Annotated in this window: 14 protein-coding genes; 3 read left to right on the top strand and 11 right to left on the bottom strand. The window is 39.8% G+C overall.

All coding sequences use genetic code 11. The features are described from left to right. Nucleotides 1–40: 40 nt before the first annotated feature. From mtlD to FTU37_RS06585, 10 genes are all read right to left on the bottom strand, one after another. Entirely contained in the window at nt 41–2,212 is a 2,172-nt protein-coding gene (gene mtlD, locus FTU37_RS06540; protein WP_180065096.1) for a bifunctional mannitol-1-phosphate dehydrogenase/phosphatase, read from the bottom strand. 235 nt (nt 2,213–2,447) lie between these two features. After that, complete coding sequence (locus FTU37_RS06545; protein ID WP_168378656.1) at nt 2,448–3,668, bottom strand: MFS transporter; 1,221 nt, start codon at nt 3,666–3,668, stop codon at nt 2,448–2,450. Between the two features lie 111 nt (nt 3,669–3,779). Then, nucleotides 3,780–6,047: a TonB-dependent receptor gene (locus tag FTU37_RS06550; protein WP_168378657.1), complete on the bottom strand. Its 2,268-nt coding sequence runs from the start codon at nt 6,045–6,047 to the stop codon at nt 3,780–3,782. A 15-nt stretch (nt 6,048–6,062) separates the two neighbouring features. Then, nucleotides 6,063–7,334: an MFS transporter gene (locus FTU37_RS06555; RefSeq protein WP_257221052.1), complete on the bottom strand. Its 1,272-nt coding sequence runs from the start codon at nt 7,332–7,334 to the stop codon at nt 6,063–6,065. Then, on the bottom strand, nt 7,310–7,702 hold the full coding sequence (locus FTU37_RS06560) for a hypothetical protein (RefSeq protein WP_078190999.1): 393 nt from the start codon (nt 7,700–7,702) through the stop codon (nt 7,310–7,312). The genes FTU37_RS06555 and FTU37_RS06560 overlap by 25 nt, the downstream gene beginning before the upstream one ends. Then, nucleotides 7,699–8,331 (bottom strand): GNAT family N-acetyltransferase, encoded by a 633-nt coding sequence (locus FTU37_RS06565; protein WP_180124029.1) that lies wholly within the window; start codon nt 8,329–8,331, stop codon nt 7,699–7,701. The genes FTU37_RS06560 and FTU37_RS06565 overlap by 4 nt, the downstream gene beginning before the upstream one ends. Nucleotides 8,332–8,385: 54 nt before the next feature. Next, entirely contained in the window at nt 8,386–10,221 is a 1,836-nt protein-coding gene (locus FTU37_RS06570) for an IucA/IucC family siderophore biosynthesis protein (protein WP_180124030.1), read from the bottom strand. Beyond that, nucleotides 10,221–11,678, bottom strand: a complete 1,458-nt coding sequence (locus tag FTU37_RS06575; RefSeq protein WP_180124031.1) for a lysine N(6)-hydroxylase/L-ornithine N(5)-oxygenase family protein — start codon at nt 11,676–11,678, stop codon at nt 10,221–10,223. The genes FTU37_RS06570 and FTU37_RS06575 overlap by 1 nt, the downstream gene beginning before the upstream one ends. Then, on the bottom strand, nt 11,671–13,455 hold the full coding sequence (locus FTU37_RS06580) for an IucA/IucC family siderophore biosynthesis protein (protein WP_180124032.1): 1,785 nt from the start codon (nt 13,453–13,455) through the stop codon (nt 11,671–11,673). Before FTU37_RS06580 ends, FTU37_RS06575 begins: the two co-directional genes overlap by 8 nt. Before the next feature lie 590 nt (nt 13,456–14,045). Further along, nucleotides 14,046–14,315, bottom strand: coding sequence for a hypothetical protein (locus tag FTU37_RS06585; protein WP_180023592.1), 270 nt, complete (start codon nt 14,313–14,315; stop codon nt 14,046–14,048). Between the two features lie 355 nt (nt 14,316–14,670). On the opposite strand from FTU37_RS06585, the gene FTU37_RS06590 reads away from it, so the two are divergent. Beyond that, nucleotides 14,671–15,162, top strand: coding sequence for a hypothetical protein (locus FTU37_RS06590; protein WP_180107185.1), 492 nt, complete (start codon nt 14,671–14,673; stop codon nt 15,160–15,162). Between the two features lie 113 nt (nt 15,163–15,275). Here the strand turns inward: FTU37_RS06590 and ybaK are convergent, their stop codons facing one another. Beyond that, entirely contained in the window at nt 15,276–15,743 is a 468-nt protein-coding gene (ybaK, locus tag FTU37_RS06595; protein ID WP_180124044.1) for a Cys-tRNA(Pro) deacylase, read from the bottom strand. 153 nt (nt 15,744–15,896) lie between these two features. On the opposite strand from ybaK, the gene FTU37_RS06600 reads away from it, so the two are divergent. Further along, nucleotides 15,897–16,790, top strand: coding sequence for an acyl-CoA thioesterase II (locus FTU37_RS06600; RefSeq protein WP_180124033.1), 894 nt, complete (start codon nt 15,897–15,899; stop codon nt 16,788–16,790). A 90-nt stretch (nt 16,791–16,880) separates the two neighbouring features. Beyond that, nucleotides 16,881–17,516 carry a CDP-alcohol phosphatidyltransferase family protein gene (locus FTU37_RS06605; RefSeq protein ID WP_168378667.1) on the top strand — a complete coding sequence of 212 codons (636 nt, stop codon included), beginning with the start codon at nt 16,881–16,883 and terminating at the stop codon, nt 17,514–17,516. Nucleotides 17,517–17,520: the final 4 nt, after the last annotated feature.

Here is a 17,520-nt window from a genome sequence, read left to right on the forward strand (position 1 = left end):
TTTGATTCAATATACATTGCGCACAGATAAGCATTATATTTTAGGCAAATTTCGCAGTATCTTTCTGATCTTGCGTTACAGCATGGTTTTTCCAAGATGTAAACTGCTCTGTGGACTGATCAGAAAAATGCTGCAACTGTATCATTACATTGGCCTCAATCTGTTCAATACGTTCCAGTTGTTCAAGCTCGTTGGTCTTTTTCAGTTCTGAAAATTGCAACTGGATAAAGTTGATAGCCTGATCCATCGTACATTGATTTACACTCACGGCATACATCAAACCATAGACAATCCCTTGTTGTAGATGTGTTGTCTCCAGTCCATATTTCACATTGGTCGCCAACGAGCCCAACACTCGTTCATTAATTGCAAGTTTACGTAAAGGATCTCGTGCCACACGCGCACATGGATCTTTATACGCATGTTCACAAGAGTTTATAAAGCTTTCTGCCAGTCGTGTTAGATCAAAAGCACGATTTGGTAAGCATCGTGCTAAACCAGCCTGCACCTCGTCAATGAGTTCATGCATAAATTGATCAACACGATGATCTGCAAGTGCCACACCTATGGTTTGATGATTGAACAGTGCAGATTGCCAAGCCAACATGGCATGTACGCCATTCCATAAGCGATTTTTGATTAGCTGAATATCTTCAATATGATCGACCAAAATCATTTGACGCATTTTTTCTAACAAAGGACTGTTATTTTCTACATAGATCGGCATGTCAGATTCTGCGTTAAATAAAATTAAATCCATGCTTTGCAATATATGACTTGGGTGGAAATTTCGGCGCATATCCTCAACATATAAAGTGGCTTGACGTTCCTGATCAGGATTTAATTTCGTCGCATCTTCTAAGTCTAATTGAGCATCCACTTCAACTTCATCTAATTGAAATTGTTTGAAGATATTATATTTTATACGGAGCTGACGATATAAGTTTTGGTCACTTAACTTAGATACCATGCGGTTGACCACGGTATCGCAAAAATAGTGTTGTTGCATGATTTTCTCTGCAACAACCGCTCCAGCAAGCTCAGTTAAAGCCTGTTTTAAATGTGACATTAATAATTGTTTTGCTCCGACTTTGTTCAAAATGATCAGCATCGTTAGAGGTTCGATGGCTTTCTCATCATGTGCAATATGTCGTGCATACAGGCCTTGTGCAATGGTTTTGGCCTCTTCTGCAATCGCTTTTTCAGGCAAACAGATGGCAACCAAACTTGACTCTGTGTACATCTCTTGCATCTGCTGAATATTTTCAGCATCAATGACTGCCATGTTTTCAATGCGTTCGTCATAAGACAATTGACCATAGCGAATACAATAGGTACCAAATGCATTGACCGCAGAGCGATATAAAGGGTTACGAGTCGATGCATAAATTTTTTTCGGGCGTGTATAACCATCCCAATGCGACAAAATTTGTGCTAAATAACCACCACCAATCGCCCCAAAACCATGAATACCAACAGTGAGCTGATTAAGGGTTTGTGGAAAAGCCTCTTGCACATGCGGCATCTCTAAATGCGCAGTGAACGGGTCAAGTTCCGTCAAACAGTCATACATACATTCATAATAATATTTGGCTTTGGACAGCATGTTTTGATTGGGCGATTTAATATCTTTAAACAGTACGGTAATACCGCCAGCGTCAAAGGCCGAAGTCACACCATTTTCCGAGTCTTCAAACATCAAACAATCAGCAGGATTTAAATTCAGCTTTGCGGCAGCACGCATAAATATTTCAGGATGTGGCTTACCATTTTCAACTTCATCGCCACAGACTAAGACATCAAAGAACTTATACACATTGGCATTGATGAGATATTCTTCTGCGATTGCACGGCGACTCGATGTTGCCACGGCCATCCTCAGTCCTGACTTACGTAAGCGTTCTAATACTTGAACCAAGCCTTTTTTGATCGGTACACCAAACTGACGAACATGCTCCAACTCTAATTCATCTGCGAGTTTGCGAATATCTGCGTATGGAATGTTTTCATCATATTCAGCTTGGGCCAATCGATGCGCGCTTTGTGCACTTAACCCCAAACAATTCATCAGATATGATTCGGAAAACTCAACACCGGTCAATTCAAGAGATGCCTGTTTCAATGTTTGAAACCGTAAACGTTCAGTATCAAACATTGTTCCATCCATATCAAAAATGGCGCCCAGAACCAAATCATTATTAAATTTAAGCATTTAACCTCCGTTATTTTTTATGTGAAAAGAATAACGGAGAAAACTATTGATTCAGTACTTTGAGAATTAATGAAACAATTGTGGTTATTTTTTAATCAAAAAGCTTGCTTTTAAAATCTATTTTGTAAAATCAATCGCTGATCAAGTAACATCATGTAATCAAAACCCACTGTTGTCAGGATAGGCCTATCTTCACACCGACCTATTGAAGTAAGTATACAAGTCTCTGCATATTTCACTCAGTTACTCGCTTCACGGTTTGAGTTTTGGTTTGAAATAAAAAGAATACGATTAAACCAAGCATCACTAAAAATAAAAAATAATACGGAAATTCTTTGTGCCACTGGTATAAACCCGTACTAATCAGTGGCCCGACAACAAAACTCAAAGCCTGAGTGGCTGTACACCAACTTGCCACCTTAGTCTGTAACGCACTGGGCGCCGTTTGCGCTGCACCCGTTGTAAATGCAGGGATTAAACATGCTACCGATATACCATATAACAGGTACGTGGCTTGAAATATCCGTAATTCATTGGTGAAAACCGAAATCAGCAAGGCTACTGCCATGCTAAACAGCCCAACCCACAGTAAGCGATATACGGACCAATTTAAATACTTAGAAATCAGCGTTTGCATAATCACCAAAGCAATACCGACGACAAGAGAACATTCTGCAAAATGCACTGCGCCTTCTGCAGCAGTCATATTAAAGCGGTCTTGAATATAAAACCCGGCCGTTAAATTTACGGTCACGATGGCAAGATAGAGACTAAATCCCAACATTAACCATGGATAGCATTGCTGAATGCTCAAATCCGTAGATGCTGCCTCATGCTTTTCTGTCACTAGCTTTTCAACGCTATGCTGTTCGGTATGTCGGTCAAAGCTGAACACCAAGACCACAGAAATCAACGCTAAAATAATGATTGCTGCCCAAAGCGGCGTCATGATTCCACCAAAGCCCAGCAGCAAGGTGGTTAGAAATGGACCAATGATCACGCCTGCACTATTTAATGCACCGAATTTTGACATTGCTTGTGAACGCTGCTGCTCATTGCTAAAACGGGTCATCACATAAGTTTGCAAGGCAATCTGTGGCATCGCCATAAATACCCCAGTCGCTGCGCGTGACAACATCAATAAACTAAACAGCAGCAACATCCCTATATGAACAGTAAGGCCATACATCAACAGGGCTGTAAATAGCCCCCATGTCACTGCCATGCCCACAAAACCGATACTCAACAACTGATAAATCGAAAACTTGGATTGATTTTTTGAAATGTAAATGGCACCAACAGCCATCAGCAGCGCACCGACGGAAACCATCGCACCGCCTTGTAGTTCAGAAAATTTTAACTCACGAACCAATGGCGCCAACAGCGGCAATATCATCGAGAAACTTGCACCATTGGCAAGACTGGCAGCAATAAACAGTTTATTATTTCGATCCATTATTTTTGTTATCCATTTTTAATGGCTACGTTATAAACAATAGAGGTGACTTAAGCCACCTCTATTTTGTAAGTCACGATACCGTGCTTTAAACCTGATTCAGGCTTTAAATCAGTATTTCACCGTATAACTTAAACCGTAGGTGCGACCTTGAGCCGCTAGGCTAGAAATTGGGCCATAGACAGTTTCAACCGACTGACTGTATACCGACTTATAATCCGTATTCCACACGTTGTAGACACCAAAGCCCACATTACCCGGTCCTACTTTTGCATTGGCAATCACGTCCATCGTTGCAAAGCCTTTAATTGACGCTGCTGGAGCAGATCCATATTTCACAGCGTCTTTTTGGGCTTTGTCTGTACCGCCAATCGCTAAAGCTTGAACACGTAGGCTCATGTCATTATCAAATTGCCACTCTGAAAATGCTGTACCTTTTAAAGGTGCTACACGAATGGCATCCAATTCTTGCCAGTCACCTTGGGTATTTTTAAATTGGCCCGTGGTATATGCAACTGTGCCCCCAACCGTCCAATTTGGTTGAACTTCATAACTGGCATTGGCTTCGACACCATAGATACGTTCATCGGTATCAATAACATCAATGGTGTAATTCGGCGCACCAAATTTCAGGCTTTTATCTGAGTCATTATAAAAAGCCGTGACTCCTGCATTTAAACCACCGGCATTTTGTACACGCCAACCGAGTTCATAGTTATTGACTTTAATCGGGTCAATGGTTTGGCTATTAATCACAGAATTTGCCGGCACATCGCGCAGCATACGTTGCACATCGGGCAAGTTTGAACCTTGTGAGAAATTAGCAAACACTTGCTGTGCATCTCTTAAGTGATACACCGCGCCAACATTAAACAGCGTTGCATCATGTTTTACTTTGCCGCCATTCAGTGTTTTCGCCACATAACCTGGGGTTAAATCTGCAGTAATTGCTTCCATATAAGGCACAGATGAATCGACATCGCTTTCTACACGTTCATGGCGAATGCCTGCTTGTAAGCCAAGTCGGTCGGTTAATTCATATTGCGCTTGGGCAAATACGCCAAGTTTTTCTGTTTCAACATCTGGGCCAAAGGCATAGTAGTTAAACGGCTGATAACTCAAACCATTACTTTGAATAAACGTTGCGCTGTCATACATTTGGATATTTTGTTGATCTTTTTCATTTTCATAGTCCACACCATAGGTTAAACCCAGTTCACGACCATTTAAGTTAAGATCTTTTTGTAGAGCAACACGCGCGCCTAAAACATCGATATCGGTTTCTGACTGATACACCAAGAAGAGTTCAGGTGCCATTTGACGTGCAGATGGGAACCACCGTGCTTTTTCATTTCGATAATAGGTTTCAGCGTTTAGACGGTGGCCTAAAATATCTTGATTTTCATATTGTGCGTTGACGCTATAACGTTCAGTTTGTGGTTGTTCAGCAAGTTGTAAGCCTTTTACCGCATTTAATGACAACGGCAGCTTGCCACCCACGGGCTGTGAGCGCAGCGCATTTAAATTTGGACCATAGTCAGGGCCATAGTCACTATCTTGCTCATCATTATAATATTGCGCGCCAAAACTCAGCGTTTGACCATCGGCAATTTTCCAACTGACACGACCATTTAGATCTAAAGTGTCGGTATCTTGACGGTCTGTTTGTGCAATTTCAGGTCCAATACGGTTGCCATGACTATCTTGTATTTCACCACGTTTGGTATAGCTTGCACCTAAAGTTCCGCGTAAATTGCCTTGATTAAAGTTCATGGTTTGTGCAGCTTCATAAGCCAGAGCATCAGACTTAAAGTTATTACCAGAAGTAACACCGACTTTCGTTTCAAAACTCAGCGGTTCAGATCCACCTCGTTTGGTGATGATATTGATAATACCGCCTGTCGCACCTGAACCATAAATACTACTTGCGCCAGAGACCACTTCAATTCGTTCAATCATCGACGGGCTAATACTCGCCAGTTGTCGAGATCCATCACGATATCCCGTTTGCGGCACACCATCGATCATGTATTGCACCACACGTCCACGCATGGTCATCCCATAGTTAGACGTTGTACCACTCGATGGAGTCAGTGATGGCACCAATAAACCAACAATATCAGCTGTGCTTTTACCTGCATTGGCTTGTTTTTCAATTTCTTCTTTAGGAATGCTGTACACCGTACCCGCAATATCTGCAATGCTTTTCGCAGAACGAGTTGCCGTCACAACAATCGGTGCCATTTTAGTAGCTACTGCAGTTTGTGTTTCAACTGCAGTATTTTGTGCTGTGTCCGTTGTGACGTCTTGTGCATAAAGCTGAGTGCAAATTGCAAGGCTGAGACACGTCAGTTGCATCGGTAGAGCTAAACGTTTCATATTCTTTTCCATTTCTTAGAGTTCCGATTGAGTCGGAAGTGTTTGAGTTTTAAAATTTTGTGTTTTTAAAACAATGCGCTGACTAATTAAGACGCTGATTACTGAGCCAATTGCCAATACCAAGTAAAAATGTCCATAGCCTAATGATTTTGCGAGAAAGCCTGAAAATGCACCGCCAATGAAGTAAACGAGCAATTCAAAGCACACTAATATGGTGAAATCGGTACCCGCCTGTTCTTTAGAACTGGTCTGCATGAAATAGGCATAGAGTGATGTCATGGCGATATAACGAATGGCTAGCATCAACACGACAAATAGACCTAAAAGCAGATGCCATTGATTCAACCACTCCAATACAACGGCTGCCCCAATGACGGCATATAGCAATGTACGTAACCATCCTGCCCAGACCAACAATTGCGTCGCTTTGATTTTTTTCAGCAATACAGCTGCACTAACAGCTGCAATCAGACCGACACCGGCACCGACCACAGACATCAACACCCCGATCTGAGACAGTGACCATTTTTGATCGATCAACATGGGATTCAGCATTGCCATAGCGGGTGCTTCCACCACGCGATAACAAACGATGAGCAGCAAGGCCCAACGAATCGCAGGTCGTTTAAACGCTTGTCGTAGGCTTGGTTTGGCTTTGGCAATTTGAGTTTGTGGTTCTTCTTGAATAAAAAACACAGCAAACATGGTTAAAAATGTCAGCAGCGCTAAAGTTGTGAGCGCTGACTGCCAACCCCAATATTGGTAAATCCATAAAGTTGCAGCGCCACCAAGCATGCTACCGACGGCCACCCCAATACTTTGTGCCATACTGCCCAGACGGTAATTGCCTTCGGTAAATTTCTCTACGGTATAACCATCAATTGCAATATCTTGCGTTGCCGCAAACGTTGAAATCCATAAACCAACAATGACAAATAAAGTCAGCCCATAAGAAAACTGCGTAAAGGCTAAAACCAGTACCCCCAGTACCAATGCGATTTGCGTAAACAACAGCCATGTTTTACGTTTACCGAGTTTTTTGACATAGAGCTGATCGATCCAAGGCGCCCAAAAAAACTTGAATGCCCATGGAATGTAAAGCAGCGATAACATGCCAATCCAACGTAAATCTACCCCTTGATGTCGTAAAATGGCTGGCAAAGCTACATTGTAAAAATACAAAGGTAATGCATGTGCTAAGTACAAAATGATCACGACGCTCAAACTCAGGACTGAAATTTGAGATGGTGAAATTGCATGATTTAATTTTCTTGAGTGTTGTTGCATATCCACCTCTGCACTGCCCATTGCAGCGCATCAGACTGTTCTAATGAAACGTAATAAGGCACACGCCACGCTGCATGCAGTGCGGGTGTGTTTAAACGTTTGAAGTCATCTGGATCTTGCGCAATACGCACCAGACCCAAACAATATTGAAAAAAGAGATGTTTAAACTTCTTGTACCAAACGGCCTGTATTTGCCGATATTCTTCAGGAAAAGTTGTTCCCTCAGCCGTTTGCATAACCAAAACAAAGGGCTGACTTTTCAGAAAAAAGCGCTCAACTTGAGTCAACCATTGTTCAAACTCTTCCACTGAAACATGCGCTGAAAAGCGCATGTCCAGTATGTGCATGTGGGTGCAGCGATAACTCATGACACCGCCTTAGCTAGTTGCTGATGCTGAAATGCCTTGGAGTCTTTTAAGTAATGACCGAATTTTGCATAAAAAGTTTCTCTAAAGCAGTAATACAACATGGCAGTCTTTTCAGGCATTGGGATTAGGCGCTGCGCTTCATAGCACATGTCTTCAACCACAACGGCATAAGGCTTCACACTATGATCAGGTTCTCCCACAATCTTGGCTGATGCGGCATTTTCAAAGATATAAAAACTCAATAAACGCATGACGGGACGTAAATAGCCTTTACCAAAAACGGACTTTTCACCAAATAACAAATGCCAACCTAGATCTAGCTCGTCACCGTAGTAGTACAAACCTAATCGATCCCGTTTTCCCTCGTAAATCTCTGTGTAGCCCACATCTTTACCGTTTACCCCTACGATCAAAATTCGGTGATGATCATCTGCCAGCATTTTTTCGTAATACACTTTTAGTTCAGTTTCTGACTTATTGAGTTGCCACTGTGGAATCACATGCGGTTCATGCATCCATTTATGAACCAAAGCCATATCTTCTGGATATTGCATTTGTCGTAAGTAGTATTGCGTCTCATTCTCATAGTATTCATAAAAATCAGGTAGTTGTCGTGATAATGTTGTCATGATGTCGTCCTTTAAATTTATTTAATCTTTTCTGTTCTTAGCTCAAAAATCTGCTTATGACGCAATACGGTTGGTTGTCGTTTTCTGTTCGGCGGTATGCTGTTGTTTCGCCCACTGATTTAAAGTGCTTGGACTCACAGGATTTGCAATTGGATCTAAAAATACAGGTACTGGTCGTTCTGCTTCGTCGTTATAACTGGTGGTAAACAGCCGAACGCGGTTCAGACAAATTTTCTCGAACCTTGGACGGAACATACTGAATTTTTCAATACGATCTGCCAATTCAGGATGTGCTTGATGAAATTCGTCGATCACGGTGGAAATTGTTTGCCAAAACTCAAGTTCTGTATGCTCTGGATAATCTTCAAGGAAGACATTACAGATATAGCGGTAATGCACCATGAACAAACCTGTAAAGATAAAGTGACTAAGTTCTTCAGCAGGATGACGCAGTAAAATTTGCCCTTCTGGTGGTAAATTTTCGAGTTCTGGAAAATCTTCATCAACTAAATTGACATCATCAATAAAGTCCTTCAGCACCATTTTTTTCGGTAAACCATTTTCATGGATCAACATGGTGTTTTCACCGTGTGGAGAAAAAGCCAAACCATATTTGTATAAGCAAATCAGTAACGGTGTTACACAAACTTCGGCAAAACGCTTCAACCATTGCAAAGGCGTCAAACCTGAAGCCTGAATCAACACGGATAAAATAGACTGACCATTTAGATCTCGATGCAACAATGCTGCTTGGGAAAGCGCTAACTGATGTTCACCGATGTAAGGCTCTACACTTTCACGCCATAAGCAACCAAACAATTCTTTAAATTGGTAAGGCGCACCGTCTATCTGATCAAAACACGGCTGTTGTAAAGTGAGACTCGCAATTTCGCCCAAAAATGCCACCTGTGTTTTTTGCAGGTCTGCATCATGATGTTGAATGTCCTTCAGCCAAGCGGTCACCGCAGGTGCAGCCAAATTTCGTTTTGAAGGCAACCCTCGATATACCGCCGTATTAAAGATACTGACAGGTAACTTCACATAATGACGGTCAGGATGACTGGTATTGCATAAGGTACGAATAGATTGCATTGGCACATAGTCATCTTGTCCAATCTCCAATTCGACAATACGCTGATCAACGATTTCATTGGCATAGGTCGGGATTAACCACTGATGCCATTGCCATGCATGTACAGGAATAAAGTAATACTCAGCAGCATCTAAGGCTTTGTCCGCTAATTGCTGTTGAAAATCGTGTAATTGGGCAAAGTTCAACTCATGGCGATATAAGCTTTGCGCATCCCAAGCCTCGGTCGAACGAAACTCAGCTAAATCACGATGAACAGCTAACCACAGGACTTTGACTGTTGGAGAAATCTCTGGTGCGGAGCTTAAATAATCATCATAGCCAAAGCCCATACGGCCTTTACTCATAATGAGCCAAGGGTGTCCACGCAACATGCCTTCAATTTGATAGTGTGGCGCTGACAGGACAGCCTGACTTAGCAATCTTTGTTCATCAAAAACATGTGCTTCTGCTAACCATGTATTGTTCATCTCTTTAATCAAATAGGCCTTGGTAAAAGGTTTCACCTCAGCTTGATTTGAAAATGCACGGATAAATTCATGCAGATTCCATGCAGGATGTGCTGTCGATTCACTTAAATCGCGAACGCTCCCTTCAACAATACGCCAATGCCCAAGCAGAAACTGTGTCGCTTCAAATTGATACGTTTTGTCATCCAGATTGAGTTGCCATGTGTTATTTTCCACTGGCTGAATCTGAATAATTTCTTCATATAAAAATTCAGCAATCGCCATTTCAATCAGTCTTTGCCCTGCACGGTGCCACTGCGTTTGATTTATCTGTAATTTTGCAAATGTCATTATAATTTCTCGAGTTTAACCGCATTCTGTTCTTGCTTATTCGGCATTGTTGTATTGCGGTTCATTGCATAGTTGGCAATGGTTTTTTTTACGGAAAATGGTCTTTGGATATTGGTTGGCGCTGATTTCTTTACAATGCCCATACTGTGCATTTCAGCATTTTCACTGGGTGAAAAATGTTGGAAACTTTGCGCTTGATCATCTAAATCGTATAAGTTAAAACCCAATAATTGATTGGCAATGATCGCTGCACGGTGAGCACCCAACCCTAAATCAGGAGTCCCGACACCGTGACTGTGCATTTCCTGATTTTGAACAAAGATCTCCCCGACAGCATCATGCTGTACGCGGTAGTCCTGACTAATTTTCCAGCGACCGAATTCATCACATTGAATCAGTGGTTTTAGATATTTGAGATATTGCCACTCGGGACTGTGATATCCCGTTGAAGCCACAACAAAGTCTGCATCTAGATAGAATTGTTCTGCTGTAACTTTGTGCTGAAACTGCAAACGGATACCCGCACCATGCGGCTCGGCAGCAACCAAACCCACCTGAGCATGTAAATGCGTCTGTTGAATATTTTGACCAATGCTCCGGTGATACAGTTTTTGGTAAATCTCACGGATGGTTTTTGCACTGATGCCCTTATATAACAAGCCTTGTTGCTTCAGTTGTTCGGCTTTATTTTCGGGGCTTAGTTGATAAAAATGCGCGGTATAATCTGGACTAAAATGCTCTAAACCCAGCGGTGCATATTCCATCGGGAAAAACCCATTAGAACGGGTCATCCAATGCAATTTAAACTGCGCTGTTGTAGTCTGATCCTGAATATATTGACGATCAAAAAGATCCATAAAGACTTCGGCCGAAGACTGGCCTGATCCCAGTACAACCACATTACCTTTCAAATGATTTAACTCTGCATTGCAATAATTTGCAGAATGTAAGCAGCGCTCCGGATATTGCTGTTGTATGTCTTTTAGACACTGTGGTAAATGCGGAACATTGCCCGAACCAATGACCAGATTTCGGCATTGATAACGTCTAAAACGTCCATCTTGCTCAACCATGACTTCAAAGCCTTGCTCTTGGGCATAAATGGCTTTTACGGTTGATTGATATTGAATATGCTCTAGTTGGTCTGCAACCCACTGACAATAATGGTTATATTCACGTCTAGGAATCTGTGCTTGTTCTAAAAAATAGAATTTATATAATCGTTGCTGTGTCTTTAAATAGTTTAAAAAACTAAAAGGACTGGTTGGATCGACCATGGAAACTAGATCGGCCATAAACGGCACTTGCAGTACTGTATTGGGCAATTGCATACCCGCATGCCAGTCGAACTGTGGTTTCTTTTCAAAAAATTGATACTGCAAATGATTTTGCTTATGTAGCAAACTCGCCAAACTGAGGTTAAATGGCCCTAAGCCTATCCCAATAAAATCAAGCATATTGCACATCCTTCTGTTCCACAAATAAAGGATTTGGCAATTGTACATAAACCGATTGCTGATCGACTGGGGCAATCAATTCATCCAGCTCATACAAGCGTGTCAACAGATTGCCCTTATACGGCAAGGTTGGCTGATACAGTAATGAATGAATCAATGAACTCTCTGGATAAGCCTGATGTAAGTCCAACAGTTCATTTTGCAATATCGATAACAACACTTGCTCTGTAACATATCCAGTTGCACCAATTGCATTGATGATTCCAAATAAAGTATTACCAAAGAAATAATAGCTAAAGCGCTCATCGACAAAGGCTTTTGAACCCACGGCATGCGCTTTTTCTTCCAACTCTGGAAACGCTGTTAAGACTTCACCTGCAAGTTCTTCAATATAGTAAAAGCCTTGATTGTCACGCAGCCATAGATATTTAGGCATTGCATGTTCAAGCTCAAGTAAGACATTTTGCTGATGTGATTCAAAAGCCATTCCGTATTGGTGATACAAATACATCAATGGTTTCAGACTAATTGCCAAAAATTGTTTAAACCAATTGATCGCAATAGCGCTTTGATCAAGTTCAGGTTGTTGTTTTGCTATTTGTTCAAATAAGGCATTAAAACGGTTTTTCGGCTGTGCAGGATGCTCTTGGCACAATGACGCAATACAACTCACCTGCTGCTTTTCACTGAAAGGCTGATCACGGAAGATGCAAATAGTTTCTTCGACGATTTCATCATCTATGCTCAATGCCATCCACGCAGGATCATTCACCGCTTTGAGCGTTGGGCATTGTTGTAAAATACGTTCACCGAGACTTGAATGCCAAAGTCGATGGGTCATTTCACCACGGTGGCATTCTTTGGCAAGATTGACTCGGATTGAATTGGTGATCATTACAGATAGTGATGGTTTTAACATCCACGGCGCTGCAAAACTTGCCATAGTCCGTACCGAAGTTGTTGGTGAAAATGCCCAACCTTTCTCGCCAAAATCGATAATTTTTAATTTGGTTTTTAAACTTTTAAACCATGCTTTTGACTGTAAATAACGTGCTTGCCAAGGATGCAAAGGCAATAACTTATAATGCGAATAAGCATTCAGTAGTGCTTGATCTGTTTCTGATAAATGCCATTGCAATTCGCTTTTCAATTGCGCTGATACTGATTGATCTAAAGCTGAACCTTCTTGAATATATTCTGGAGCCACCAACCAATAATGCAGTTGGCTGAGACCTTTGGCTTCTGGCGAATACCTTTCCCAATCTTCATGCACAAAACCGACCCGACTTTTCGGTGCAGGATGCATGCTGTGCCCTAAAATTAAAGCTTGTTCCGATTCAATGAAACTTTGTTCCGCTTGGACCAAAGCCTCAAAATCATGTTCGCGCAGTGTCAAAAATTGAGTAAGCGCTTCACGACTTTCGATCCAACGCTCCAATAATGATGAAGCATCCAGTGTATGACCTGACTCTTGTACGAGCTGTTCAAGTAATAAGCTCGCGATCGCGGTGATACTAAATGACTGTTTCTGTCCCTTGTTAAAGACGTGTGGGAGATCTGCAAGACGATGTCTACCAACAAGGCTGACATAAGATAGTGGTACAAATAACTGTGATTGAATGCAATCTAAAGGGATGCATAACAACGTCAAGCCTTGGCTAAACGTCAATTGTGATGAATTCTGTTGATACTTTTCCAGTAAAATACCTTTACCGGTTTCTTGTGAGTATGCATTGACAAGATGCTGCATCGCCAAGCGATTAGCAAGCTCTTTCATCTGACCATATCCTCTATTTTTAAGCTTTTCCAAGCTTTGTCATGTAATTATGTTTCTTTAACTGTGCAAGTAATGCTTAGTACGCTGGCCAGCGTGAAACTATGTTAATGATAATCATTATTATTAATAATTGCATTTTTGTGAAGATTTGCTACAGGATTGCAAATTTGGTCTTATCTCTATGTATTTAAAAATTAATTTTTTTGATATGAACTTTTCTGTTTTTATTTATACAATTTTCTGAAATGGAACTAAATGATAATTTTCTCATTTAGCATTGAACAAATAAATCATATTGCTTATTTTTTAGACGCATTATCACATTGTGCAACTTAAACTAAAAACCCATGTCTTTTACATGGGTTTTTATAATCTGCTTTTAACCAAGCTTTTATTTAAATCAAGGAAAGAAATGTGCAGTTAAATTTTAATCATTGAAGACTTTACTAACACCATACTGGCCATACATCCTTATTGCCAATTAGCATGTATTTCATAACAAACATCTACTGATTTCTGATCTATATCTTCTATTCAGACTGGCTATACAGCATGAGTGATGAATATGTACTCAAACGATTGGGTTGAAATCAATCAATTGATTTAACAACCCAATCCAAAAACTTGTGCTTATCAAAAAAGTCTGGCGCAGCATTCGCAAATATACTTTTTTCTCTGTTATTAAAGATTCCTTTGTAATAAAAAGACCTATCTGCGGTAAATTTTGACTCATCCCCTTCATGCAATTCTCTAAAGAAGATCGATAACTGCATAAATCGACTTTTAGAAGCTAAACCATGTTTTTCTAATACAAAATTATAGATTTGCTCAATAATCGCTTTAGTATTTGAATAAGGCATTTTGTTGTCTCTTTATTAGATTGCTCTTTCAAATTACAGCTTTTAAATTAAAATACAACTTTTTTAGTCGGATTTTAAATACCTATTTTTTATAGGTATTTTTACATTTAAATATAATTAAGCACTGTTAATGAATTAACCTCTAACATGAAGTTTTACTAAATTCTACTTCTGCGACTACATACATTTTCGTTATTCAAAGCTAAAAACGAAACAACAAAAGTGTAGTCTTAGCTAGAACTTCCAAATTATAAATAATCAGTTGAAGTGAAATGAGCCGTATTAGTATGTACAAAATACGAATTAACCAAGATTAAAATGTTAAAAGTTTTAGCTGAACAAGGAATTCACCTAGATGCATAACAAAATTTTAAAGTTTATAAGTTTTCTCATTTTTAGCAGTATTTTAACAACAGGATGTAAATCTTCACCGTCTCCTCAGCAAGAATTAGATGTACAGGCAAATTTTTTCCCGTCTATGTTGAGAATTGATGGAAATCTCTTTGCCTTAGCGAATCAAACACCTCCTAATGATTTAACTATGGAATTATTTAAATCAACACTACTCAAAGCAACTATGTTGAGAAAATACGAAGTTGAAGCCAAAAATAATTTTAGTTTAGAAAAAAATAGAAATCCAATTGAGCTGAATTCAATGTGTTTGATGACAAAATTTCTTCTAAATAAATCATATATTCAAAAAGCTAATCTCAATCCTGAATTTTATGAAGATATTTATAGTTGGATTAAAACAAAGAATAGTTCTTGGGAAAACTTACTTAAAGAGACTAAACCCGGAGAGTTCGAATATTCATGTGTGATTTCTCCTTCAAATATCCCCAATTAAGATGCGACATCGAACCACAAAGCCGCTCAATGCGGCTTCTGTTATTTTATAGATTGTGAAGTGGAAGGTATTCCCTCTAAATTCACTTAAATTTAAGTAGTGAAAAACCGCACTTAAACATCAATCACATCAGCAAAATTTGCACCCAAGACTTTTGCTAAATCTTCGGGTTTTAAACCAATATCCAAACCACGTTTACCGCCACTCACATAGATTTTAGCTAAGTTCTGTGCAGAAGCATCGATCACAGTTTTTAAGCGTTTTTTCTGTCCAACTGGACTAATACCACCTACCAAATATCCGGTTAAACGCTCTGCATCTTTTGGGTTAGCCATTTTGAGTTTTTTACAGCCAAATGCTGTGGCCACTTTTTTCAAATTCAGCTGATATTCCACTGGCAATACGGCAACAAAGTAATTTTTATCGTCCGTAACCATCAAGGTTTTAAAGACTTCTTCGACCGTTAAACCAAGTTTTTCCGCAGCTTCTAAACCAAAACTTTTTGCTTCTGGGTCATGGTCATATTCATGAATTGTAAAGTCGATTTTATTAGATTTTAAGAGTTTACATGCAGGTGTCATTGCTTTTTCGTCATTCCATTCGGACAACTAGGAAAACTTAATTATAAGCCTATTCTAAAAGACCGGCGAAGACTTTTATATTTTTCATGAACATGACTTGTGCAATAAGTTTGAGTTGAATACATTTAAACAAAGCAAAAATTTCAAAAAAATATGACAACGCTGACTCAAGACCTCATCCAATTATTATCTGTAGTTCCCAAAGATCAGGGCTACTTTTTGGCACAAAGCAAACCTCTGTTTGGTGACCATATTTTTGGTGGGCAATTACTTGCTCAGAGCATAGTCAGTGCATCCTTTACCTGCACACTTCCACTCCACTCTTTACATGCCAACTTTATTTCTGCGGGTCTTGCAAATCATCCCGTATTATTTAAAGTCGAAAATTTACGTGATAGCCATAGTTTTTCTACACGACAAGTGACCGCCATACAGCATGGCAAACCAATATATATGGTGATGTTGTCCTATATGAAAAACGAAACGGGTATGGAGTATCAAATACCTGAACCAGATCTGATCCAACAGTTTCCACCAAGTATGCTCAAAGAAGAGCAATTCTATAAAGCGCAAATCCAATCATCTATTTCACCTGAATATCTGACCACATTTTTACAGCCTTTTCAGCTCATATCTAAACCAATTGAATACGTGCTGACAGATTTTCCACCGTCCAATCAAGCTTCTGTCTTAAATCAAAATCAATATGCAGAATATTTAAAACTCCATGATGCCTTAGATGCCCAATTTGACCAACTTCATATACATCAGGCCATTGCAGCATACTATTCAGACTATAATTTATATTCTGCGGCGCTCAAAACACATGGTTTAAATTATCTGTCTCCTAAACTCTTCGCAACTAGCCTTGATCATTCGATGTATTTTCATCATACCTTTAGGGTAGATAATTGGGTATTCTATGACATGAATACTACCCGAACCTCGCAATCACGTGGGCTTACTCATGGGCAAATGTGGCAAGATGGAAAATTAATCGCAAGTACTACACAAGAAAATTTAATGCGTTATACAGGCGAATCTTGAGCCCTGTGACAATCTTTAACATTCAAATTCTTGTTAAGTTAAGCATCAAGCGTATAAAATTCATGCAAATCATACCGCTATAACAATAATATGCCTTCGATCTACCAGCTTAAGCCTGCATTTCAAAACCTGCTTCGACCTTTGGTTAAATCACTTCATCATCTTGGTATTACAGCAAATCAAGTAACACTACTGGCAATGTTCATTTCGCTAGCTGTGGCATTTTTTATTTATATCTATTTTTCTCACAACGGTATTGGCATTTTACTGTTGATTTTCCCCGTGTGGATGCTTATTCGAATGGGCTTCAATGCTATAGATGGCATGCTGGCACGTGAGTTCAACCAACAATCTAAACTCGGTGCTTTTTATAATGAATTATGTGATGTGATTTCCGACTCAGCACTCTATTTTAGTTTAATTTGTTTTGCTTTTATTCAAGCTGAATTACTTATTTTAACCTGTTTTCTCGCCATACTTGCCGAATATACCGGTGTGATGGCGCCATTAGTGGGGCAAGAACGTCGTTACGATGGTCCAATGGGAAAAAGTGACCGCGCTTTTGTATTTAGCATCATCTGCGTCATCATCGTGACCTCTTCTATATTGAATGTTGGCTTAAATACATTGTCTCTTATCTGCAATAGTATTTTGATTATTACCATCTTTTTATTATTTATTACGATTTATAACCGCATTAAAAATAGCATTATCAACCCACAATAAATTT

Origin of the sequence: Acinetobacter sp. YH12097 (assembly GCF_013419225.1) — a bacterium.
GTDB lineage: Bacteria > Pseudomonadota > Gammaproteobacteria > Pseudomonadales > Moraxellaceae > Acinetobacter > Acinetobacter amyesii.